Below are 23,857 nucleotides of genomic sequence, written 5' to 3'. Positions count from 1 at the left end.
ATGACCCGCCACCTGCTGCATCTCGCTTTTCTGCTCCTGCTCAGCGGCCCGGTCTTCACCGGAGCCGCCGCGCAGACCGCCGTACGCCTCTCCGAACGCAGTATCACGATCCGCGGCGAACAATACCTGATTCACAAGGTCCGCAAAGGCGAAACCCTTTACGCTATCGCCAAAGCGTATGCCGTGAGCCAGGAGGAGATCATGAAGGCCAACAGCCTGACTCGGGACGTACTGAGGGCGCGGCAGACCCTGTTGATTCCGAAACGTGCGCAGAAACGGCATGCGGCGGGGCAGACGCACGCCGGCGACGCGGAAAACAGGCCGCAGGAACGGCCTGAACCGCAGATCGAACCGATTACCCCTTCCGTTCCGCCGCGGAATGTTCCGCGGCAGGACGCCTATCCGGAAAACCGGTACGATCCTTTCCGGCGACCCGCCGAAAGAATCTTTTACCCGCTCCCCGACACGCTGGAGACAGTCGCAGCGGAGGAACCCGCTTTCGGCGACGGCCGGCTGAAAGAGATCGACAAACACGAGCCGCTCGATATCGCCGTATTGTTGCCTATGCAGCCCGGCATGAAAACCAACGACCGGTTCTCGGAGTATTATAAAGGCATACTGCTCGGCCTCGAAGCGTTGAAAACGGAAGGCGTTTCGGCGGATGTCCGTTTCCTGAACAGCGGCGCGTCGGCCGAAACGGTGCGCGAACGCATCGCTTCCGGGCAGCTGGACGGGGCCGACCTCGTCGTCGGTCCCGTTTATGCCGAAGCCTTCGGACCGATAGCCGAATTCGCGGCGCAGAAAGGGGTTCCCGTGGTCAGCCCGCTCGGTGCCGTCGGGGCCGAAAACAACCCCTATGTGTTCGAGGCTCCTCCGGCCGAGGATCGTACCTATCAGCGGATATTCGACCTGTTCGGCGGCAAGCCGGGCAGCCGGAGCGCGGAAGCCAATCTGGTGCTGATCGACCATGTGGAGCATCCCGATACGGCGGTACTGGCCCGGATCGAAACGCAGTTGGGCGACAAGGTCTCGACTATCTCTTTCACCGGCGTCCGCACCCAGAGTCAGGCGATGGACATCCGGCTGAACGCTGTGCTGGACAAAGACCGCGACAATATCGTCTATGTGCCGGTGAACCGCGTCGATGCGCTGGAAGGGGTGCTTTCCCACCTCAGTTCGATCAACATGAACGGCAAATACCGTATCACGGTGGTCGGCACGCCCCGCTGGGAATGGCTGTCGAATATCAATCTCGACCTGTTTTATAAATTGGACGTGCATTATCCGGCTTCGTACCATGCCGACCGCAGCGATCCGGCGGTGGCGGAGTTCTACCGGCAGTACATCGATGCGTTCGGCGAATTGCCCAGCCCATACGCATTCCGAGGCTATGACGTGATCCGGTATTTCGGGGGCGCGCTCAGCCATTTCGGTTCCGACATGCCCGACCGTATCGCCAACCGCGGTTACGACCCGCAGCTCCTGCAAGTGGGTTACGATTTCCGCAGGCCGGAGGAAGGCAGCGGTAAATACCGCAATATCGCGTGGCCCATCGTGCATTACAAACCGGACTATACCATCGAAGTGATCCGTTAGAGTGGGGCAGTGCCCCGGCATCCGTATGAAACGCCTGTTACGCATCCTGCTCCGTATCGTCGGTCTTGTCGCCCTCGGTTTCGCCCTGTTCGTCGCCGTCATGTGGGCGCGGGAGTGGCGGCCTGCCCCGGTCGAAACCGTTTATACGCTGCCGCTGGGCGAAACCTGCGATACCCTGGCAGTGGGCGATACCTTGCGTGTCCTTTCGTGGAATATCGGCTACGCGGGATTGGGGAACGACATGGATTTTTTCTATGACGGAGGTACCCGGATGCGCACCTCGGCGGAGAGGACGCGCGAAAACCTCGCCGCCATCGTGTCGTTCCTCCGCAGGGAGAGCGCGGCTGGCCGGGCGGATATGATTCTGCTTCAGGAAGTGGATTTCGATTCGCGGCGCAGTTACGGCATGAACGAATACGATTCGATCCGCAGCGCCCTGCCCGGATATTTCGGCTGGTGGGGCTTCAACTATCGGAGCGATTTCGTGCCGATTCCTGTTACCGAACCGATGGGGCGCGTCAATAGCGGCATTGCGATCCTTACCCGTCGGAAACCGGAAGAGGTAACCCGTTATGCCTATCCGGGCGGTTTTTCGTTCCCCGTCCGGCTTTTCAACCTCAAACGGTGCCTGCTGAGCGCCGAAATTCCGGTGCGCGATTCGACCGGGCAGGTACGGACGCTCTACATCAACAATACCCATAATACGGCTTATGACACGGGAAACATGCGCAGCGGCGAGCTGGGATTCCTGAACGCTTTTCTGGCGGGGAAACGGTACAGCATCACTATGGGAGACTGGAACTGCAACCCGCCGGGTTATGTGCCCGACCGCGCTGCGGTCGAGGACGAACATTTCAGTCCGCTGCAAATCGACCGGGACGACTTTCCGTCGGATATGACTTTCGTGTACGATCCTACGACGCCTTCGACCCGTTACGGTTATGAGCCTTACGACCCGGCGACGACCACGACCACTTTACTGGACTTCGCTCTCTGCGGGCCGGGCATCGAACCCGTCGCTTTCGAAACGGTCGATCTGGGATTCGAAAACAGCGACCACAATCCTGTGACCGCTGTGTTCGTGATTCGTTGAGGGTAAAGCGATACGGTTGCTTTATTCGGAGTCGTCGGAGGCCTCTCCGGTCGGTTCTGCGGTATTGCCGGACATTCCGGCCGCAGGTCTTTTCTGCCACAGGGGGCGCCGAAATCCACTGAAAATTCGGGAAGCCTGCGGGTTTCTTTCGTCGATCGGGTCCCGGCTGGTTTATTCCTCCGTTTCCGTCCGGTTTTTCTGCATTTTGTCGGCGATGCGTCCTCCACGGATCAAGGCGAGTACACCGGTGATAAAGGTCATCGGGTGGGCGGGGTTGCCCGGTACGTACAGATCCGGTTTGCGGATGTCGAAAAACTCCCGGTTTACGGCCGGGGATTCGGCGAAAAGGCCGCCGGATATGGCGTCGGTTCCTACGGCGATCAGCAGTTTCGGTTCCGGTACGGCCTGCCAGGTCGCCTCCAGCTCGCGGGCCATATTCGCCGTTACGGGGCCGGTAACCGCTATTCCGTCCGCATGGCGCGGCGAGGCGGTAAATTCGATGCCGTAGCGTCCCATGTCGAAATTGACGTTTCCGGCGGCTCCCAATTCCATTTCGCAGCTGTTGTCTCCTCCGGCCGACACTTCGCGCAGGTGCAGCGACCGTTTGAACATTTTCGGGATCACGGGTCTTACGGCATGGTGATCGAAATGCCACTGTCCGTCCTGATTTTCGGTTACGACCAGTCCCTCCCGGGTCGGCGATGCCAACCGGTAGTCGTTCGTGAAACGGATCTGCGCGGGAAAGCGTACGGCGCATTCGCCGCAGAAGAGGCATCGGCCCATGTCCAATGCGAGGCCTTGTCCGAACGAAATGGCGCCCGTGGGGCATAACCGGCATAACTCGTCGGCTGACGCAGGCGTCAATCCGGCGGAACGCAATACGGGTCGTCCCCGGAATTCGTCGCACAGCTTCACTCGGTCCAAGTGTCTGATATACTGTGTCCCGTGCTGTGCCAACACTTTCAAACTCGTCAGTAGCATACTCGTTTTTCTATTTATCCGTTCGTTTATTTGTGCGGTTTTTAATTCAGGTTCCCGCGCCAGCGGGCGGCCCGGACGCCTCCCGCAGCGGAGGCCCGGTGCCGCTTGGCACTTGAGCCGGGCTGTAAGTACCCTATTCCTCGAAGGTTGCTATCCGGGCCATCCGATACCCGAACAGAGGGCTGCGCCTCCATAGCTGCGCTAAAAGCCGGCTGGCCACTGGTGCGGGACCGTCTTCGGCTGCTGTGCCGGCCATCATCCGCCATCTTCGACAACCGCCTGCGGGAGACGCTTTGCGGCTTCCCGCCCGGGGAGGCGGTTGCCGCCCGCTGGCGCGGGAACCTGAATTAAAACCGTAGGTTTAATTATATGTCTTTCGCCGACGGGCGTTTGTCTTTTCTTCGCCCGCTCATGCTGCGGGGGCGTCGGCTTCTCCGGACGCCTCATGCCGGCGGGGCACTTACTTTTTTACGCGACCAAAAAAGTAAGCAAAGAAGTCGCCGGGAATGCGATTTCCCGCTCCCGGCTCCTGTCGGACCGGAAAATCGCACATTCCCGGGCCGGCAACTTCTACCAAAAACGAACACAAGCCGAGGACAGTTAAACGAACGGATATTTTACAAATCGTGTCCGCAGTAGGACAGGTTGAAACTTTTGTTGCTTACCGGGAAGTCCGAGATTTGGGCCCCCCGTACCGATAGTGCCAGCATCATCCAGTTGTGCAGCGACGGGTCGTAAACCTTGTAGGCCGACACTTCGCCCTCCGCGTCCGTCAGCGCCACATGGCAAATCTCGCCCCGCCAGCCCTCGACCAGTGAGAATACCAGCGACTCCCGCGCCAGCGGGCGCCCGTAATCCGGCGCCGGATACTCTTCGAACCAGCGCCCCGCCAGTTCCTTGCAGCCCGCCATGACCATCGCGCAGGAAACCTCCGCCTCCCGCAGCCGTATCTTGAGCCGCGAAAGCAGGTCGCCGTTGCCGCCGTCCGCCTCCGCATCCACCACGACAGGTTCGAATTCCGCCAACGGGTAAAAATTATATGCCAGCCGTGTATCCCGGCGTATCCCCGCCATGCGTGCCGCAGGTCCCACGGCCCCCACCCGGAGCGCCTGCCGCCTGGTTACCGGGCAGATGCCCTCCAGCCGCGCCAGTACCGACGGCGTCGAAAGCAGGTCGCGGCCCACCGTCCGGTAGCGTCCGATCACCTCCGTCAGCGTCGTCTCGATCTGTTTGGCCCGTTCCAATGTCAGCCGATGGTTCGCTCCGAACGGGCGTACCAGCCCCTTGCCGAAACGGTTGCCGCACCAACCCTGCATCGCATTGATGACCAGCGTACGGAGCGCCTCGCAGGCCACATGTCCCGTTTGGTAAGCGATGTCCATGCACAGCGCCGCCGTGTCGCCGATATGCACCGCCAACCGTTCCATTTCCAGTGCCACTGCCCGTTCGCAGCGGACGAGCTCGCTTCCCTGCCATCCGAAAGCGGCTCCCGATTCGAGAATCCCCGCCATCGCCGTCGCATGGCCGATCGCCGTGTCTCCCGCGATGCTTTCCCCCAGCAGGATCTGCCGCAGCCGATTTCGAGTCCCTGCGACCAGCGATTCCACGCCCCGATGCTGGTACCCCAATGCGATCTCCAGATGCACGATCCGCTCCCCGTCGCACAGGAAACGGAACGCCCCCGGCTCGATGATCCCCGCATGTACCGGCCCCACATGCACCTCGTGCAGCTCCCGGCTGTCGATCGAATAAAACGGGTAAGTGTCTATCGAATCGTCCCGGTGATGCCGGTTATACGGGTAACGCAGCGGTTTGTCCCACGGAGCGCCTGTGAAATGTACCCCGTGCAGTTCGGCGATTTCGCGTTCGTAAACGTGCATTGCCGGAATATCTTTCGCCAGCGACTCCGGGAACCCCTCTTGGTAATAGTCCAGCACATGGCCTGCCGCCAGTACCTCCCCTGTGGCGTCGCACGCCACCAGCGCGTAGAAAATCAGATCGCCGCCCGCGGCGTCCCGCACTGCGAAATAGGCCACGCACCGGTTTCCCTCGCGGGGCGTGCCGTCTTTTTCCGACAACAAAACCCGCATATCGGCCGCGAAAGTCGGATACGGCAGCATCGGCACCTCGGCCAGCGCTATGCGGCCCGTTCCGCCGGTCTGTCCCGGACGGCATGAAAACCATCTGTCCAAAGTATTGTGTTCCATCATCAGTAAACGATCGTATCGACAAGCCGTACCAGTTCCGGCGCCTGCCATACCCCCGCCGCGAACGTCAGCAGCACGAGCAGCAGCAATACCGCCGACAACAACGGATTACGCGCCTCACGGTTTATCCTCGACAAATCCGCCGGTCTGGAAACCAACGGCAACAGTTTGACGCACAGCCAGTAGATTACCGCTACCAGCAGCAACGCCACCGGAACGAATACCCACCACAACCCTTTGTCCAGCAGCCCTGTCAGGATCAGGTATTCCGTCCGGAACAGCACTGACGGCGGCATCGCGATCAGCGCGATCAGGCAGCATACCAGCACGAGCGCCCCCAGCGGGTCGGCCCGAAAATAACCTCCGTTGCGGGCCGCTTTATAGCTGCCGTACATTTTGCCGACCACGCTGATTTGCAGCATGAAGGAGCCTTTGATCAGCGTATGTGCCAGCGAGTGCAGCACGGCGGCCCACACGCCGAGTCCGCCGATACCCAGCCCCAGCATCATCAAACCGCTGTTTTCCACAGTCGAATAGGAAGCCAGCCGTTTCAGGTTTTTCGTCCGTCCCAGATAGACCGCTGCCATCAGCAGCGACAGGCCGCCGACCAGCAACAGCACGTGTCCTGTCCACGAGGCCAGCGCCGCGGCGCCCTGCATGGTTTTCCAGACCCGGAATACGGCCACGAAACCGCCGCCCACCAGGGCCGACGAGATAAAGGCCGAAGCTGGGGTCGGTGCGCTGTGGTTCGCATCGACGCCCACGGTACAGAACGGGAATACCTCCACTTTGGAGCTGTATCCCACCAGAATGAACAGAAAGGCCAGTTTGATATATAACGGGTTGCCTGCTCCCGATGCGATCGCCTGCGTCAGGGCCGCATACGAGAGGTCTGCCGCCGCTCCGGATGCGGAGACCGTGCTCAGCAGCAGGATGCCGAGGTAGGCTACCGCAATCCCTGCCGAACTGACGAAGATGTATTTCCAGGTCGCTTCGAGGCTCCGCATCGTGCGCCGGTGGTAGGTCAGTCCGGCCGCTGCCAGCGTCGTCGCTTCGAGGAAAATCCAGGTCACGGTGATGTCGTTCGCGAAGTAAACGCCGGTCAGCGCCACGTTCAGGGCGATCAGCGAGACGAGGTATATCTTGCATTCGCGCAGCGACTCTTGGTCCAGATACCGGCTGCTCTGCCAGCAGCAGATCCACCCCACGAGGGCCATCAGTACGTAATAGGCGACTCCCAGCGTATCGAGTGTGAAATAGGTCAGCGTCGTCGTTCCCCGGTTCAGCACGGCCCAGGTGGCGAAGGCCACCTGAACCAGAAAGAATATCTGGGCGAAGAACTGTACGTAAACGCGTTTGCGCGAGAGCGTCACGAACAGAACGGTCACCAGGGATATGATCAGCAGGTTTATCAGCATGGCACGGAAGGGATCAGTCTTTGATGGAGGATAGTTTTTCGTTGTCGAGGTTGGGCAGCCGGTCGCCGATCTTGGACAGGAACAGACCCAGCATCAGCACGCCCATCAGGATGTCGAGCAGGATACCGATATTGACGAGCATGGGCAGTTCGGCCCCGACGGCGAGCGAGAAGAGGAATACGGCGTTCTCGATAATCAGGAATCCGACCAAGTGAGAGAATATCCGCTGGCGCGTGGTGATGAGCAGCAACCCGGCCAACAGTCCGAACAGCGATACGCCGAAGAACAGCGTGCCTGCCTGCGAGTCGCTGACCCAGCGGGTGATCGAAAGACTGACCACGAGCGCGGCTACGGACAGCAGGATCGATACGAAGGCGGACATGGATTTGCGGCTCACGCGGTTGATCTTGGTGTTGCGGATGATCCGGAACAGCAGGTAGGGAACGAGTATCCCTTTGCACAGAAGGGTTTCGGCGACTACGAATATCTTTGCGCCCCAACTCTCGCCGGGGCCTAACTGCATCAGGGCGATGCCCATCAGCAACCATCCTTGCAGCCCGACCAGCCAGGCGTAGTGTCGGAATCGCTCGGCCACTGCCAGATAAAGCAATGACACGGCGTAAATAATGATGAATAACAATAACATCTCTCCGTCTTGTATTTTTAACCGTTCGTTTATTCGTGCATTAGGCTATAAATGATTAGGTAATTATATACTACGGTAATTTTTTGGCTCGCGCCGCCCCCCCGACGGCTGAAAGCCGTCCGGCGCCGAGCCGAAACGGGACTTGCGTAAGGTCGTATATAGTCGCCAATAATCATTATCCGATTAGCCCACTGTTCCGAATAACACAAAAGGATTCGCAATGCGAGAGGATAGCGAAGCCTGAGACGTAGCGTAGCTGACTCAAAAGTTTTTGGTGCCGCTTTTTACAAAAAGCGGCAGTTCCCTCCGACATCAATACACGGACTAAACGAGCGATTGAATTACAGGCCGCTGGTCATCAATACGAAAGCCACCGTAAAGCCCAGCAGGCCGATCGCCGATACCGTGACCAGGTACGTTGCATTTTTAGTCATCCGGTTTCGGGCCATCAGCGACTCGATGAGACCGATCACCGCCCCGTAAGCCGTCATCGCCGCCGCGAACCAGAGTATCAGCGGCCAGCCCGTCGTCCGCGCCGGAATCAGCGCATTTACCGCCAGCATACCCCATATCGACAGCTTCAGCCAGCTCCCCATCTGTACGAAAGCCAGGTCCACGCCCGAAAGGTCCAGCACCATAGCCTCATGCACCATCGTCAGTTCCAGATGCGTCCGCGTATCGTCCACCGGTACCCGTCCGTTCTCCACCAACGCCACATTCAGGAAACCGTAAGCCAGGATCAGAGACAGCATCAGCAGATTGACCGACATGTTGTCGAACTTCGCGAAAATCGCGCTGAACGACCCGCATCCCGTTACCATCGCCAGCGTTCCCACCAACAGGAAAAAGCACGGTTCCACCAGCATCGAGAAAAGCACCTCCCGCGCCGAACCCATCCCCTGGAAACTGCTTCCGCTCTCCATCGCCGCCAGCACTAAGGCCAGTTTGCCGAAAGCCAGCAGGTAAGCGAACAGGATGAAGTCGCCGTCGAAGCTGACGACCGCCGGAAATACCCCCAGCGGCAACAGCAGCGCGGCCGCCAGAGCCGAAGCCAGATAGACCGCCGGCGCCACCCGCGTCAGCCATGTGGACGAAGTGCTGTATATTTCTCCCTTTCCCAGCAGGACTCCCACCGTCAGCAGCGGCTGGAAAAAACGGCATCCCTTGCGTCCCGCGAGCCGGGCGCGCGTCTTGTTGATGACCCCCTTCACGCACAAAGCGCTTGCCAATATCAATATAAAAGGTATCATAACCATTCTCAAGATGAACGTCAGAGCGCCCCGCAGAGCGACAACACCAGAATCAAAATCAGCAGCACCAGAGCATGCAGCACGTAATGGTTCGTCTTCCCCGTCTGGAAAAGCGCCAGCCGCGCCGTCCAGCGGCGCAGACCGCCCGCGAACCACCGCGTCACCGCCCGCGCCGTGCTGTCCTTATCCTCAGTCGAGAACGTATGGCCCGCCGGGAAAATCTCCTCTTCCGCCAGTTCCCTCACCTGCCGTTCCGCTCCCCGTTCGCCCCACATCGTCTGGAGTTCCCGGTTATACGACGACGCCGTGTACTGCATCCGTTTGCTCGGTACCGTAAACGCACAGCCCCATGTCGGGCGGCGCAACGGAACCGCCGACGCCCGGCGGTTCAGCCACCGTTTCAGTCCCAGCAGCAACCCGGAGAAAAGCGCCAGACCGCCCATGATCCATTCGACCGTTATCATCGTGTCGATCGTCGGTACCGCATAGTAACGCGCCCCGAACAGGGCGTCCGCATTTTCCAGTACCAGGTAAGGGTAGAGTAGCGTTCCCGCCAGTATCCCCGCCAGCGGCAGCGCCTGCGCCGCCAGCATCGTCGCGTTCGCTTCCCGCGCGTCCCGCGCTGCGCAGCTGCGCGGATTGCCGAGGAACGTAATCCCGAATGCCTTCGTGAAAGTCATCAATGTCAGACCGCCCGTCAGGGCCAGCGCTACGATTCCCGCGGCCGAAGCTGCGACCAGTTCGCCCCGCGCGACAGCGCCGAACAGGCCGTCGAACAACACGAATTCCGAGGTGAAACCGACCAGCCCCGGTGCCGTACAGATCGCCAGCGTCGCCAGCAGGAACAGCGTCCCCGTGACCGGCATCCGCCGCATCAGGCCGCCCAGCCGGTTCATGTCCCGGTGGTGCGCCGCGGCCACGACCGAACCTGCGCCGAGGAACAGCATCGTTTTATAATTGGCGTGTCCCAGCACATGCAGCAAAGCTCCCCCGAAACCGGCGTAAGCGATGAAGTCGCTCCCCATCGACCGACCCAGCGTCCCCAACCCGATCCCGATGCTGACGATACCGATATTTTCGACGGAGGAGTAGGCCAGCAGCCGTTTCAGGTCGGTCTGCACCGCCGCCCGTGCGATCCCGAACACCGCCGTGACCGCTCCCAGCGCGAAAATAAGTGCCCCCATCGCCGCCAGTGCTTCCGGCGTCAGCGCCAGCGCCGCGCGCAGAATGCCGTATACCCCCATCTTGATCATCACGCCCGACATCAGGGCCGACACGTGCGACGGCGCGGCGGGGTGGGCCACCGGAAGCCACATGTGGAGCGGAAAAATCCCCGCTTTCATTCCGAAACCGGCCAACAGCAGCAGGAATGCCGGAACGGTCATGCCCTGTCCGGCGAAAAAGGCCGTTCCGCCCTCCGTTGCCGCAAATCCGCCCAGCAGCATGAAGAACCCGATGTGCATCAGTACCAGATAGCCCGCCGCGGCATGCAGCACCTCCTTGCGTTGCGCGTCGAACATCACCAGCACGAACGAGCTGAGCGTCATCAGTTCCCACCAGAACAGGAACCCGTACGCGTCGGTTGCCCGCACCACGCCGAGCATCGAATAGAACAACGTCACGAGCGAGGCGAAGTGCAGGCCCGTTTGCGCGCCGCTTTTCCCTTTCGCATGGCCCGGCATGTAGCCGACCGCATAGACGGCGCAGGCCGTCCCGCTGACGGCCACTGCCAGCGCGAAAACGCCGCCCAGGGCGTCCAGCCCCGGCAGCCAGCCTGTCGAGCCGCCCGTCGCCTCCGGCAGGACGATCGCCGTCACGCCCGCTATGACTGCGACGACGGCGCCCGCGGCTATCACGACCGCTGCCGTGATCCCTTTGAACCTCGTTCCCGGTGCCGCGAAAACCAGCAGGGAACCCAGCGTCAGAAAAGGAAAAATATCACCGATTGTCATGCGTTACAAAAATAGGTCCGAATTATTGGCCGTCTCCTGCCGCTAGTTGCGCCGTGGCAGCGGCCATCACTCCCGCCGTCTCCGTGCGCAGGCGGCTTTCACCCAGCGTCACCGGCAGAAAGCCCGCACCCCGCGCCAGCGCGATCTCCTCCGGCGAAAAATCGCCCTCCGGCCCGACCAGCACGCAATACTCCCTCCGGCCCGCCGCGGCCGAGGCCGCCAAAGTCGGGAACAACGCCACCCGCTCGGCCAGCGGCGTTCCCTCGTCGCAGTAGGCCATGAAACGTTCCTTATACACGGACGTATCGTCCGCCGCGGCCGAAGCGACAAATTCCCGGAACGCGGTCAGTTCGTCCAACTGCGGCACATAAGCCTTGAGCGACTGTTTGACCGCGCTCAGCACGATTTTTTCGCCTCGTTCGCGCCTGAGCGAGCGGCGTTCCGAATGGTCGCATACGATCGGCGTGATGCGGTCGATGCCGATTTCGGTCGCTTTTTCGAGAAACCATTCGTAACGGTCGCTGTTCTTGGTCGGAGCGATCGCCACGTGGAGCCGGTACGGTCTCCGTCCGTGGTTCTCCTCCCGCGAAACGATACGCACCAAACATGCTTTCGCCGTGCTGCCGGCCATCACTTCCGCCGCGCACCACGTTCCGCGTCCGTCGGTCAGTCGCACTTCGTCCCCCGGTCGCAGCCGGAGCACGCCCACCGCGTGCCGGGACTCTTCGGGGGCTAGCGCGTAAAGCGCGGCGCGGGTCAGGTCGGGCGTATAGAAAAGATGCATGGCCGTTTCCGAAAGTGAAAATAAGTCGTACTTTTACAAAAATAAACCGCACCGGGCCGGACGAAACGATCGGGGCGCGACCGGTTGCCGGTATCCTGAACGGTGGTTATATCTCGTTTGGGGCTATATACGGCTGTTCTCCGTTTGTCAGGAGATGCGTGCCCGATATTTTCCGGTCCGTCCCCGCCCCGACCCGGCACAGCCGACCGGACGCAGGGCCGTTCGGGAAAGTCCGGCTCTGTTTGTCGGATAAAAGTCGTATATATTTGCCTTTCAATTGAGGCCAAAAGTACAACTTAAACCCCATAAAAACCAAAAAAAGTGAACCGACTGACTATGTCCGCACTCTGCGCCGCCGCATTCGTGACCGCCTGCGGCACCGGCAAGACCGGCACGGCCAACCCCTTTTTCGCCGAATGGGACACCCCGTTCGGCGTGCCGCCTTTCGAGCGGATTCTTCCGGAACATTACCTCCCGGCTTTCAACGAAGGCATGGCCCGCGAAAAGGCCGAAATCGACGCCATCGTGAACAATCCGGCCGCGCCGACTTTCGAGAATACCATACTGGCCTACGATAACAGCGGGCAGTTCCTCGACCGCGTATCGGCCGTTTTCGGCTGTGTCGCCGGTACGGATATGACTCCGGAACTGGAGGAGATACAGGGCGAAGTATCGCCCCTGCTGACTCGTCACAGCAGCGACATCAGTCTCGACCCTGCGCTTTTCGCCCGTGTCAGGGCTGTTTATGAAGGGCGCGACACGCTCTGCGCCGACAGCCTCCAGCGACGGCTGACCGAGAAGATATACCGCAATTTCGTCCGCGGCGGAGCGGAGCTTTCTGCGGACGACCAGGCCCGGCTGCGCGAGGTGGACGAACAGCTGTCGCTGCTTTCGATCCGTTTCGGCCGCAACCTGCGCGGGGACAACGGCGATTTCGTGCTCCTGGTGGATGACCGGGAGGACCTGAAAGGGTTGCCGCAGAATGTCGCGGATGCCGCGGCCGCCGAAGCCGAACATCGGGGCCAAAAGGGGAAGTGGGCCTTTACGCTCGACAAACCCAGCCTGATCCCGTTCCTGCAATATGCGGAAAACCGCGGTTTGCGCGAACGGCTCTACACGGGTTATCTCACCCGCTGCAACCACGGCGACGGGCGCGATAACAAGGCCGTGCTCGATTCGATCGCCAACCTGCGGCTCCTCCGCGCGAACCTGCTGGGTTATCCGACCCATGCGGCCTACGTGCTCGAACGCCAGATGGCCAAAACGCCCGAAGCAGTCTATGCTTTGCTGACCGAACTCTGGACGCCGGCCCTCGACCGGGCGAAGGGCGAGCTGGCCGAGATGCGGGCCATCAAACTGGCCGAGACCGGCGACAGCTCTTTCGCCAGCTGGGACTGGTGGTTTTACGCCGAGAAACTCCGCAAAGCGAAATACGATCTCGACGAGGACCAATTGCGGCCTTATTTCGCTCTCGACAGCGTGCGGAACGGTGTCTTCGGACTCGCGAATAAACTGTACGGCATCACTTTTCGCGAACTGACCGACATCCCCAAATACAATCCTGCCAACCGTGTGTTCGAAGTGATCGACAAAGACGGCCGGACCAGTCTCGGCGTGCTCTACCTCGACTTCCATCCCCGTGCCGGGAAACGGGTCGGGGCGTGGTGCACTACGTTCCGTAGCCAGTCTTACGATTCCACCGGCCAGCGTGTGGCTCCCGTCGTGTCGATCGTGACCAATTTCAGCAAACCGACTGCCGACGCGCCGGCCCTGCTGACGCTGGACGAAACCGCTACTTTTTTTCATGAATTCGGCCACGGGCTGCACCAGCTTTTTTCGATGGTTCCCTACCGCGGTCTGAAAGGCGTCGAACGCGATTTCGTGGAGCTGCCCTCGCAGGTGATGGAGAATTGGGCGATGAGGCCCGAAATGTTGGCTTTGTATGCCAGGCATTACAAAACCGGCGAATCGATCCCGGCGGAACTGGCGCAGAAGATCGCCCGCAGCGGCCTTTTCAATCAAGGGTTCGCCACGGTCGAATACCTCGCTGCCTCGCTGCTGGATATGGATTACCATACCCTCGGACAATCGCGGCCGATCGATGCCGACGCTTTCGAAGCCGCTTCGATGGAGGCCGTCGGGCTGATCCCGCAGATCGAACCGCGTTATAAATCCACCTATTTCCAGCATATCTTCAGCGGCGGTTATTCGTCGGGCTATTACAGTTACATCTGGTCGGAAGTGCTGGATGCCGACGCGTTCAATGCCTATGTCGAGTCCGGCGATTTGTTCAATCCTGAAATCGCGGCCCGTTTCCGTACCATGCTGAGCCGGGGCGGTACTGCTGACGGCGACGTGCTTTACCGCGACTTCCGGGGAGCAGAATCTTCGATGGAGCCGCTGCTGCACCGCCGCGGGCTGAAATGAAATCGTTTTCATGCGGAAATCATCGCGCTTTTGTTGCGATAGAACCGCCCAAAAGGGATACCCGACGCTCGACAGCGCCGGGTATTTCGTTCAGGTACCTATACGATGGGGCTTTGAAGCCGGGCGATGTTTTTGAGTCGGTCCGGCGGCATCGCCGGGCGCAGTGTGGCGGAATATCGATATGTCTTTGCAGGTAGGCATAGACGAAAATTATTATTTAGATTTTTATAAATTGTACGATTAATCGGAAAAAAGATACTTCGTGACCTTCCGGTTGCGCGGGCCGCAGCCTGCGGCCCATTGCAAAGAAACATGCAATTAATTATATCCGCCGGAGCCGGCGGGGCCGCAACAACCGCCGCGCAGTTGCAGGCCTTCGCCGGGGATGGCTCCGGCCTGACATCGGGAGAACCTTACATAAAGTACTTTAATCGCCATCCTCAAACGATAACCGGCCCAACGACCGCAGGGGCATGCGACGGCTACTCTTTCCGTTTCCCTCGCCGCGCCACAGATCCGTGCAAAACGAGGCTGCGGGATAAAAACACGTGCCGTCGGACACGGAAAACCGCTCCGAAAAAAACGGTGCCAATAAAATTCAAGCAGAAATTACAGATCGAACAGGCCTTCCGGCAGATCCGCCTCCAGCCTTTTCCGGCGCACGTTCGCCACCTCGACCAATCCGTCGGCCGCAGGTACCATTACCTCCCGGCCGTCGAAATCGACCCCCAGCAAAGGATTTCCCGGATAATCGTAAAATGCCGTTACCGTTCCCCGTCGTCCGGTCGTCCGGTCCGTCAGTTCATATCCGATCAATATTTCGAAATCCGTCCCCTCCTCATCCCGCACATTGTCCCTCTCCGCGTACAAAACCTTCCCCACCAGCAGCTCCGCCTCCTCCGCACGCCCGAAATCGTCGAACGACACCACCGCCGACGCAGCGCCTCTGCGTTCCAGCGAAGCGATAAAAAGCGGAACCGCCAGCGAGTCGATCTCGACCCACAGCGGTTCCGCAGTATCGAACGATTCCGGAAAAGTATCGTAAAGCGTTGCCAGCAACGCTCCGTTTTTCGAGTCATCCGCCCCGCCTCCGTAGGTTTTTCGGATACGGCCTACCGCATTCGCAGGCTCCGCGATCACCGCGGCCGCCCGATCGGCATAAGCGAGAGACTGTCTCTTTCCCATCGTATTTGCCCCGTGCCTTGAAGACGGCCCCGGGATTCGTTCATAATCGACAATTATTCGGCAGCGGTTTCAGCGGCAGCCTCGGCACCCGCTTCGGCAGCTTCTTCAGCGCCTTCGCCCGCAGTTTCAGCGGCAGCAGCTTCGGCAGCTTTCGCGGCTTCAGCCAGTTTGGCGGCCAGCGCAGCGGCTTTAGCTTCTTTCACTTTCGTTTCGGCTTCGAGGCGTTCTTTGGCGGTCTTGGCTTTCGCAGCTTCCTGAGCGGCTTTGGCAGCAGCGGCCTTAGCCTCTTTTTCGGCTACCCATTTGGCGAATTTCTGTTCGGCCGCCTCTTCGGTGAACGCGCCTTTTTTCACGCCGCCGTTCAGGTGATGACGATACATGACGCCTTCTTTGGAGAGAATCGAACGGGCCGTATCGGTGGGCTGAGCCCCTACGCCGATCCATTTCAGCGCGCTTTCGAAGTTCAGCACGACGGTAGCCGGATTGGTGTTCGGGTTGTAAGTCCCCAGTTTTTCGATGAAGCGGCCGTCGCGCGGCGAACGGCTGTCGGCAACGACGATGTGATAGAAAGCGTAGCCTTTCTTACCGTGACGGGCCAGTCTGATTTTGGTTGACATTGGTAATGATTTATTGATTTGTCAATCCCCTGCCTACCCACAACGTTCTTTAAGTCACGAACCGCGGAGAACGCGTCTCCCCCGTTTCTCTGGTTTATTCAAAACCCCCGTTGTTTCGGACAAGTGGCGCAAAGGTACAAAATGTTTATCTTTACGCCAAGTTTCAGTACTCTTTTTATGGAGAAAAAAGCCATTTTCGCCGGGTCGTTCGATCCTTTCACCGCCGGCCACGAACATATCGTGCGCCGCGCCCTGTGCCTGTTCGATCGTATCATCATAGGCGTGGGATACAACATCAAGAAAAAAGGGTTCCTGACCACGGAAAATCGGGTACGGCTGATCCGGGACGTGTTCCGCGGCGAGCCGCGCGTGAGCGCCGAGGCTTACGAAGGACTGACCGCCGATTTCTGCCGGCGCCGGGGCGTGAAGATCCTGCTGCGCGGCCTGCGTTCGGTGGACGATTTCGAAAGCGACCGTACTATCGACGCCGTCAATAAGCGGCTCGATCCGGAAATCGAGACTTTTTACCTGTTCACCGACCCGCACCTCGGCGCCATCTCGTCCGCCGTGGTCAAAGAGCTGTATGTCCACGGAGCGGATACCGCCCGTTTCCTGCCCCGCGGAATCGACCTGAAAGAATACCTCTGACGACCGCCGGAATCCCGCCTTTCGGCAAAAGCGGAAACGATCGGACACGAGCGGCCCTTTTCCGCCGGTACGCAAGCGCCCCGGAAAATATCTTAACGGAATTTCACAAACCCGTCAAGAAATTAACACTTTCCCGTTCCGGTTGGCCATATCCCGCCTAAATTCGTACCTTTGTCCGTTCCAAGCCGGAAAATACCAAACGAGAGAAAACAGCATGTTTCAGATCCTGAAAAAGACCCAGCTGGCCCCCGCTATCTACCTGATGGAAGTCGAGGCGCCGCGTGTGGCGCACGCCGCACAGCCCGGGCAGTTCCTGATCGTCATCGTCGATGAGAAAGGGGAACGCATCCCGCTGACCATCTGCGATTACGACGCCGGAAAAGGCACCGTGACCATCGTGATACAGGCTATCGGCGCCTCGACCATGCGCATCGCGGCGCTCGAAGAGGGCGACCGTTTCGCCGATTTCGTCGGGCCGCTGGGTCACCCGTCGGAATTCATTCATTACAGCCCCGAAAAACTCGCCTCGACGAAGTTCCTGTTCGTCGCCGGCGGCCTGGGGGCGGCCCCCGTCTATCCGCAGGTCAAATGGCTCGCCGAGCACGGCGTGAGGTCCGACGTCATCATCGGCGCCAAGAACGAAAGCCTCGTCCTGCTCGAAGACGAATTCCGCGCCCTCACGCCGAACGTGCATATCGCCACCGACGACGGGTCGAAAGGCTACAAAGGGCTGGTGACCAATCTGCTGAAGGAACTTGTGGCCGTACAGGGCAGGCGCTTCGATCTGGTGGTGGCCATCGGGCCGATGATCATGATGAAATTCGTGGCCCTTACGACGAAAGAGCTGGACATACCGACCATCGTGAGCCTCAACACCCTGATGGTGGACGGCACCGGGATGTGCGGCGCGTGCCGCGTGACCGTCGGAGGCAAGACCCGCTTCGCCTGCGTCGAAGGACCCGAATTCGACGCCCATCAGGTCGATTTCGACGAAGCGATGCGCCGGCAGGGCATGTACCGTACCATCGAAGAACGCAAACGGGCCATCGAAGCCGAACGCGCCGCCGGCCACAAATGCAACATCGGCCTGTAACCGACAGGAGGGAAGGCTTAACAAAAAGGCGATCGGAAAGCAGGGGAGAGAAACTTCCCCGAAACGTGGTCCCGACAGGGAAAACCGTAATCGCCGCATAAACCGGAAAAACACATGGCAAACAAAATACCCAGAGTTCCCGTCCGGGAACAAGACCCGAAAGTCCGCGCCGCCAACTTCGACGAAGTATGTTACGGCTACAACATGGAGGAAGCCTCGCTGGAGGCTACGCGCTGCCTCGGTTGTAAAAAACCGCGGTGCGTGGAGGCGTGCCCCGTTTCGGTCAGGATACCCGATTTCATCCGCTGCATCGTAGAAGGAGACATCGCCGCGGCGGCGAAAACGATCGCGCAGGACTCGCTGCTTCCCTCGGTCTGCGGCCGCGTATGCCCGCAGGAGACCCAGTGCGAAGGTGCGTGCATCCTCGGGGTCAAGGGCGAACCGGTGGCGATCGGCAAACTGGAACGGTTCGTCGGCGACTGGGGCCGGGAACACCGCCTGACGTTGGCCGAACCCGCGCCGCGCAACGGGCACAAAGTGGCCGTGATCGGCTCCGGCCCTGCCGGACTGGCCTGCGCGGCGGATCTGGCCAAACTGGGCTATGAAGTGACCGTGTTCGAAGTGCTGCACCGTCCGGGCGGCGTATTGCAGTACGGGATTCCCGAATTCCGCCTGCCGAAGAAAGAGGTCGTGGAGCCGGAGGTCGAAAACGTGCGGCGGCTGGGCGTGAAAATCGAAACCGACGTGGTGGTGGGACGCACCCTCACCATCGACCAGCTGATGGACGAAGAGGGCTTCGAAGCGGTATTCATCGGCTCCGGCGCCGGACTGCCCCGTTTCATGGGCATTCCGGGAGAGAACCTCAACGGCGTGGTGTCGGCCAACGAGTTCCTGACCCGCACCAACCTGATGCACGCTTATGACCAGCAGTACGATACACCGATCTACACCGGCGATCGCGTGGTGGTAGTCGGCGGCGGAAACGTGGCGATGGACGCCGTGCGTACCGCCCGCCGGCTCGGTGCCGAATCTTCTATCGTTTACCGCCGTTCCGAAGCCGAGCTGCCGGCCCGGCGCGAAGAGGTGCACCACGCCAAGGAAGAGGGCATCGACTTCCGTATGCTGACCAATCCGGTAGAGGTGCTGGGAGACGAGCGGGGTTGGGTGACCGGCGTTCGGTGCGTGCGCATGGAGCTGGGCGAACCGGACGCCTCGGGTCGCCGTTCGCCGGTGGAGATCCCCGGATCGGAATTCGACATGCCGTGCGACGTGGTGATCATGGCGCTGGGGACATCGCCAAATCCGTTGATCGCAGCCACCACACCGGGCCTGGAAGTGAACCGCCGGGGTTGCCTCGAAGCCTCGCCGGACGGTGCGACCACGCGCGAAGGGGTTTTCGCCGGCGGCGACGCCGTAACGGGAGCGGCGACCGTGATCCTCGCCATGGGAGCCGGACGCAAAGCCGCCGCTGCCATCGACAACTATATCCAAAGCAAGGCGTAACGTCTCCCCGCCGGGGGCGAATCTCCTTATATATACGACAGGGGGGAGGCGGATTTTTTCGCCTCCCCCCTGTCGTCATTATGCTCTCATTGCCGCTTTTCCTGCGAAACGCAATGTTTACCACTCGATTTCGCGTCCTTCTCCGTCTCGCTCCACATAGCTCCGTCCGTTCCGTTTCGAACGAGCGTAATCGTACATCGGTTCGATCAGGTACCGTCCCCGCCGGTCGATGTAGCCGTACAGACCGCCCTCCGTCACGCATGCCGCCCCCTCCCGGAACCCTTGGGCAAACTCGTAACGGGCCGGAATCGCCATCCGGCCGTCCGGCCCCGCATAACCGTACCGGTCGCCCTTGCGCACCAGACCGCGCCCCTGGGAAAACGGCCACGCATCGTCGAATCTCGGCCTCGACAGCAGCCGGAACGTTCCGTCCACATATCCCCACTTCCCGCCTATGCAGACCGGTGCCAGCCCTTCCGAAAAATCGCCGCACTCTTCATATTCCGGTTCGTGCAGCCACCCGCCGTCCGTAGCGATGAAACCCCATCGCCCGTCCCGGCACACTGCCGCCGCACCCTCCGAAAACTCCCTCGCCCGGTCGTAAATGCACTCCGCCACCACTGTTCCGCTCTCCGTTACGAACCCGTACCGCCCGTTCCGCCTCACTAACCGGATACCTTCGCGACCCGGTTCCCCCTCGTAATCGTAAACCGGCGAAGATATTTCCGCCGCAGACAGATGCCGGGTCAAAGCCTCAGCCAGCCCGTCGAACCGCTCCGCCCCGGAGCCTAACATCGCAAACAGCGGATCGGAGGCCATATCGGTATTTTTCAGACTGTTGTAGGCCGGACAGCTCCCCTGCGCCAACAGGGCCGGGTCGAAAAGCAGGGCTGACGCGCCTCCGAACCGCCCGTACAATTCCGGCCACCGGGCCAGCGCGTGCAGTGCCAGGCTGATAAGGGCGATCGGGAAATCGTCGATCTGTTTCCCGAACTCCGTTTCCGAACGGTCCGGGTGCCGGAAACCTTCGGTACCGGTCTCGCGTGCCCGTTCGCCGGCCATCTCCGGCAGATAAAGCCCGTCGTAGTCGATCATCGTCAGTCTACCGTCCTCGCGTACGATGATATTGTCCGGTTTCAGGTCGCCGTGAGCGAACGGTCTGTCCAATAGCCACAAAGCCATTTTGTCGAATGCTTCCGCCAACCGTTCCAGCGCTTCGCGGTCGGACGCGGCGACCGCTTCTTCGAGCGCACGGGTCAGCGAACGGCCTTCCACCCATTCCATTTGCAACACGGGGTGTACGGATACGCTGTCGTCGTCCCCGAACACCGTGATCTCGTTTTCCAACCACCGGAACGGCACCAAACAAGCGGTCTCTTCCTGCCAGAAAGGTTCCAGCGTTTGCGCCATGCGCCTGTACGCTTCGGCTCGTCCCGGTTGGTGGCGTGTAAAGCATTTCAACGCGCACGGTTTTCCGCCGACCGTCACCCGGAACACGACCCCGTAGGCTCCGGACGAAAAATCGGGCGGCACGTCTGAAGAAAGTTCCGACAGGCTGCGGAACAACCCGTCGGGATTCAGTATCGTTTCGGCATATCGGATGGCGGTGGGATACAGTACCATGTTATTCGTGTGGCGGCTCGCTACGGGCGAATCAGTGCGGTTGGCAGACAGGATTTCGTCAGGAGCCAAATGTTTTGAGCATCATACGGTTTAAATGCTTTACTCATTCGGTTTTGCACCCGTCCTGTCGGAGCAAACTTCCGGTCGGAGTGTCCGGAGGCACCGCGAAAGCCGACGATTCTTTCGAATCGCAGCAATAAAAACGTACGGTTTTTTGCAACGAGCCGCAGCCTGCGGGAACGGGAACGAGTATCGCGAGTGAGCGGGCCTCCGCTGCGGGAGGCTGCGGCCCGCGCGACCTGAAGGTCGCAAAATATCTTCTTCCCGGTTAATTGTACATTTTATGTAAAGCTCTTCCGATGTCAGTCCGGAGTTAGCCCGGCGCAGGCTGCGGAACAGTCCAACCTTTAGCAAGTACGTCCCGGATACGTCTTTAGTCCGGCCTCCAACGCCTCCATCGCCCCCTTCAGGTCGTCGATGTTCAGCACATAAGCTAATCGCACCTGATGCCGTCCCGTTTCCGGAGCGGCATAAAAACCCGACGCCGGTGCCACCATCACCGTACTTCCTTTATATTCGAAATGCTCTAGCATCCACTGGGCGAAACGGTCCGCATCGTCCACCGGCAATTCCGCAATCGTATAGAACGCCCCCCGCGGCAACGGGCACTTCACCCCTTCCATACCCCGAAGCGCATGTACCATAAAATCACGCCGCGCCTTATATTCATCGTGCACCGTCGCGAAATAATCCTCCGGCGTATGCAGCGCCGCTTCGGCCGCCACCTGTCCCGCATACGGAGCGCACAGCCGCGCCTGTCCCATACGCAGGGCCGCGTCGATCACCGCCGGATTCCGGCTCACCAACGCTCCGATACGCGCCCCGCACATACTGAACCGCTTCGAAATGGAGTCCATCATAATGACATGCTCGTCCATTCCGTCCAGCGATAATACCGAACAGTGCGTCGCCCCGTCATAACAGAAATCGCTGTACACCTCGTCCGCCATCAGGAACAGATCGTGCTTCAGAACGATCTCCCGCAACTGGCGCAGCTCTTCGGGGCTATACAGATATCCCGTCGGATTGTTCGGATTGCAGATCAGAATAGCCCGCGTCCTGTCCGTAACCAGTTTTTCGAACTCCGCGATCGGGGGCAGGGCGAAATCGTCGTCTATGAACGAACGCACCGGCACGATTTCCACGCCCGCTTCGGCCGCAAAACCGTTGTAATTGGCATAATAAGGTTCCGGCACGATAATCTGGTCTCCTTTGTCGCAGGTCGCCAGCATCCCCATCAGGATCGCTTCCGACCCTCCCGTGGTCACGATGATTTGCCCGGCCGCGAGGGGCAGTCCCCGCCGGGTATAAAATTGCGCCAAACCCTCGCGGTAACTTGCGATCCCTGCCGAATGGGTATAGGCTATCGTCCGCACGTCGATCGCCCGAATCGCCGCCAGCGCCCCGTCCGGCGTGGGGATATCCGGTTGCCCGATGTTCAGGTGATAGACATGCACGCCCCGGCGTTTGGCTTCCTCGGCGTAGGGGACGAGCTTGCGGATGGGTGAGGCCGGCACCGACAGGCCGGTCCGCGAAATCTTCGGCATAACGTAACGGTATATTTTCTCTGAATAAACAAAGGTAATGTTTTTTCGGTGCAACACATGTGAAAACAGATAAGCAGTTAAGGGCGGTTGGACCGCAGTCTCCCGTCGTGGAGACCCGGTGCCGCTTGATTCAAGCGATGCAAGCCCTGACAAAAGACTCAATGGATTTACTTCGACCGGGCTGCAATTACCTCGTTCTCTGCCAACTGTGGTCTCTGGGCAAATAACCGTGCAAGTAATCATGTCCGCCGGAGCCAGCGGGGCCGCAACAAGCACCGCGCAGTTGCAGGCCTTCGCTGGCTCCGGGCCGGTCGCTACGCGGACAAATAACTGTACGGTTTAAATATCGGTTTCTTATCTTATACATCATGCGAGCAGAGGCTGCTGACCCGGGAATGTGCGATTTTCCGTTCCGACAGGAGTCGGGAACGGGGAATCGCATTCCCGGCGACTTCTTTGCTTTCTTTCTTGGTCGCGCAAGAAAGGAAGTGCCCCGCCGGGATGAGGCGTCCGGAGAAGCCGAGGCCCTCGCAGCATAAGCGGGCCAAGAAAGATAAACTCCTGTCGGCAAAAGGCAGACAATTAACCGTTACGGTTAAAACTAAATTTCCGCGTCAGCGGGCGGGCCGGACGCCTCCCCACGGGAGGCCCGCAATTCGTCGCTTTACGCGCCGAAAGTTGCGACCGCTCCCGGGCGTCCGACCGTAGAAATAATTGTACGTTAAAACTAAATTTCCGTGTTAACGGGCAGCCCGGAGCCACCCCAGGCGTAGGGCTGCAACTTCGCGATACTTCGTTTTGCCTACGCTGGCTCCGGGCTTTAACCTGTAAATTAAAAGTACGGTTATTTTTTATTCGGGTCGGGCGCCCGGGAGACCGCTCTGAGTTTACGAGGGTTGCGGGCCTCCCCTCGAGAGGCCCGCCCGCTAACGCGGAAACTTATGTTTAACCGAACCGTTATTTGCCGAGGGGCGCAGCCTGCGGGGAACGCACCAATCACTCCCGCGATTGGTGTTGCGGGCTTCCCGCAGCGGAGGCCCGGTGCCGCTCGGCACTCGAGCCGGACTGTAAGTACCCTAATTCCTCGCAGCCTGCGGCCCGTTGCAAGAAATTGTACGGTAGAAAGTTATGTTTACTCGACCCGCTCCCACACCCGAAGCGGACCCGCCAAGGCTTTTGCGGGAGTTTGCGTCGCCGCAAGGGAGCCGCTTGGGTGCAAAGCCGTCG

Annotated in this window: 17 protein-coding genes; 6 read left to right on the top strand and 11 right to left on the bottom strand. The window is 60.0% G+C overall.

The features are described 5' to 3' along the window. Together RIKMI_RS12580 and RIKMI_RS12575 are read left to right on the top strand one after the other, a co-directional pair. A complete protein-coding gene (locus RIKMI_RS12580) occupies window positions 1-1,596 on the top strand; it encodes a LysM peptidoglycan-binding domain-containing protein (RefSeq protein WP_037291310.1) in 1,596 nt (531 codons plus the stop codon). 25 nt (window positions 1,597-1,621) lie between these two features. Further along, on the top strand, window positions 1,622-2,689 hold the full coding sequence (locus RIKMI_RS12575) for an endonuclease/exonuclease/phosphatase family protein (RefSeq protein WP_037291308.1): 1,068 nt from the start codon (window positions 1,622-1,624) through the stop codon (window positions 2,687-2,689). A 171-nt stretch (window positions 2,690-2,860) separates the two neighbouring features. On the opposite strand, the gene RIKMI_RS12570 is transcribed toward RIKMI_RS12575, so the two are convergent. From RIKMI_RS12570 to RIKMI_RS0101280, 7 genes are all read right to left on the bottom strand, one after another. Continuing rightward, the gene (locus RIKMI_RS12570; RefSeq protein ID WP_051214208.1) at window positions 2,861-3,670 is read right to left on the bottom strand and encodes an NADH-quinone oxidoreductase subunit B family protein; all 810 of its coding nucleotides are present in this window, start codon (window positions 3,668-3,670) and stop codon (window positions 2,861-2,863) included. Between the two features lie 617 nt (window positions 3,671-4,287). Then, window positions 4,288-5,877: a hydrogenase large subunit gene (locus RIKMI_RS0101305; protein WP_084135305.1), complete on the bottom strand. Its 1,590-nt coding sequence runs from the start codon at window positions 5,875-5,877 to the stop codon at window positions 4,288-4,290. A 2-nt stretch (window positions 5,878-5,879) separates the two neighbouring features. After that, window positions 5,880-7,295, bottom strand: coding sequence for a complex I subunit 5 family protein (locus RIKMI_RS0101300; protein ID WP_027290162.1), 1,416 nt, complete (start codon window positions 7,293-7,295; stop codon window positions 5,880-5,882). A gap of 13 nt (window positions 7,296-7,308) precedes the next feature. Then, complete coding sequence (locus RIKMI_RS0101295) at window positions 7,309-7,941, bottom strand: membrane protein (protein ID WP_027290161.1); 633 nt, start codon at window positions 7,939-7,941, stop codon at window positions 7,309-7,311. A gap of 341 nt (window positions 7,942-8,282) precedes the next feature. After that, complete coding sequence (locus tag RIKMI_RS0101290) at window positions 8,283-9,191, bottom strand: respiratory chain complex I subunit 1 family protein (protein ID WP_051214204.1); 909 nt, start codon at window positions 9,189-9,191, stop codon at window positions 8,283-8,285. 20 nt (window positions 9,192-9,211) lie between these two features. Beyond that, on the bottom strand, window positions 9,212-11,143 hold the full coding sequence (locus RIKMI_RS0101285) for a proton-conducting transporter transmembrane domain-containing protein (RefSeq protein WP_027290159.1): 1,932 nt from the start codon (window positions 11,141-11,143) through the stop codon (window positions 9,212-9,214). 22 nt (window positions 11,144-11,165) lie between these two features. Beyond that, on the bottom strand, window positions 11,166-11,927 hold the full coding sequence (locus tag RIKMI_RS0101280; protein ID WP_027290158.1) for an RsmE family RNA methyltransferase: 762 nt from the start codon (window positions 11,925-11,927) through the stop codon (window positions 11,166-11,168). A 321-nt stretch (window positions 11,928-12,248) separates the two neighbouring features. On the opposite strand from RIKMI_RS0101280, the gene RIKMI_RS0101275 reads away from it, so the two are divergent. Then, window positions 12,249-14,354, top strand: coding sequence for a M3 family metallopeptidase (locus RIKMI_RS0101275; RefSeq protein WP_211224107.1), 2,106 nt, complete (start codon window positions 12,249-12,251; stop codon window positions 14,352-14,354). A 609-nt stretch (window positions 14,355-14,963) separates the two neighbouring features. Here RIKMI_RS0101275 and RIKMI_RS0101270 read toward each other — a convergent pair. After that, window positions 14,964-15,539 (bottom strand): ribosome maturation factor RimM, encoded by a 576-nt coding sequence (locus RIKMI_RS0101270; RefSeq protein WP_051214202.1) that lies wholly within the window; start codon window positions 15,537-15,539, stop codon window positions 14,964-14,966. Window positions 15,540-15,592: 53 nt separating this feature from the next. Beyond that, entirely contained in the window at window positions 15,593-16,156 is a 564-nt protein-coding gene (locus RIKMI_RS0101265) for a 30S ribosomal protein S16 (RefSeq protein WP_027290155.1), read from the bottom strand. A 177-nt stretch (window positions 16,157-16,333) separates the two neighbouring features. Here RIKMI_RS0101265 and coaD point away from each other — a divergent pair, with 177 nt between their 5' ends. The 3 genes from coaD to gltA all read left to right on the top strand — a co-directional run bounded on the left by coaD (window position 16,334) and on the right by gltA (window position 19,400). After that, entirely contained in the window at window positions 16,334-16,804 is a 471-nt protein-coding gene (gene coaD, locus RIKMI_RS0101260) for a pantetheine-phosphate adenylyltransferase (RefSeq protein ID WP_027290154.1), read from the top strand. Between the two features lie 214 nt (window positions 16,805-17,018). Beyond that, window positions 17,019-17,897, top strand: coding sequence for a sulfide/dihydroorotate dehydrogenase-like FAD/NAD-binding protein (locus tag RIKMI_RS0101255; RefSeq protein WP_027290153.1), 879 nt, complete (start codon window positions 17,019-17,021; stop codon window positions 17,895-17,897). Between the two features lie 114 nt (window positions 17,898-18,011). Further along, complete coding sequence (gene gltA, locus RIKMI_RS0101250; RefSeq protein ID WP_027290152.1) at window positions 18,012-19,400, top strand: NADPH-dependent glutamate synthase; 1,389 nt, start codon at window positions 18,012-18,014, stop codon at window positions 19,398-19,400. 117 nt (window positions 19,401-19,517) lie between these two features. Here gltA and RIKMI_RS14170 read toward each other — a convergent pair whose 3' ends face one another. Both RIKMI_RS14170 and RIKMI_RS0101235 read right to left on the bottom strand, forming a co-directional pair. Continuing rightward, window positions 19,518-21,092 (bottom strand): WG repeat-containing protein, encoded by a 1,575-nt coding sequence (locus tag RIKMI_RS14170; RefSeq protein WP_147288456.1) that lies wholly within the window; start codon window positions 21,090-21,092, stop codon window positions 19,518-19,520. Window positions 21,093-21,430: 338 nt separating this feature from the next. Further along, complete coding sequence (locus RIKMI_RS0101235) at window positions 21,431-22,630, bottom strand: pyridoxal phosphate-dependent aminotransferase (RefSeq protein WP_027290151.1); 1,200 nt, start codon at window positions 22,628-22,630, stop codon at window positions 21,431-21,433. Between the last annotated feature and the right edge of the window lie 1,227 nt (window positions 22,631-23,857).

It is taken from the genome of Rikenella microfusus DSM 15922, from assembly GCF_000427365.1.
Classification (GTDB): Bacteria; Bacteroidota; Bacteroidia; order Bacteroidales; family Rikenellaceae; genus Rikenella; species Rikenella microfusus.
The sequence above is the reverse complement of the archived record's forward strand: the minus strand, read 5'-3'. Positions and strand labels throughout refer to the sequence as shown.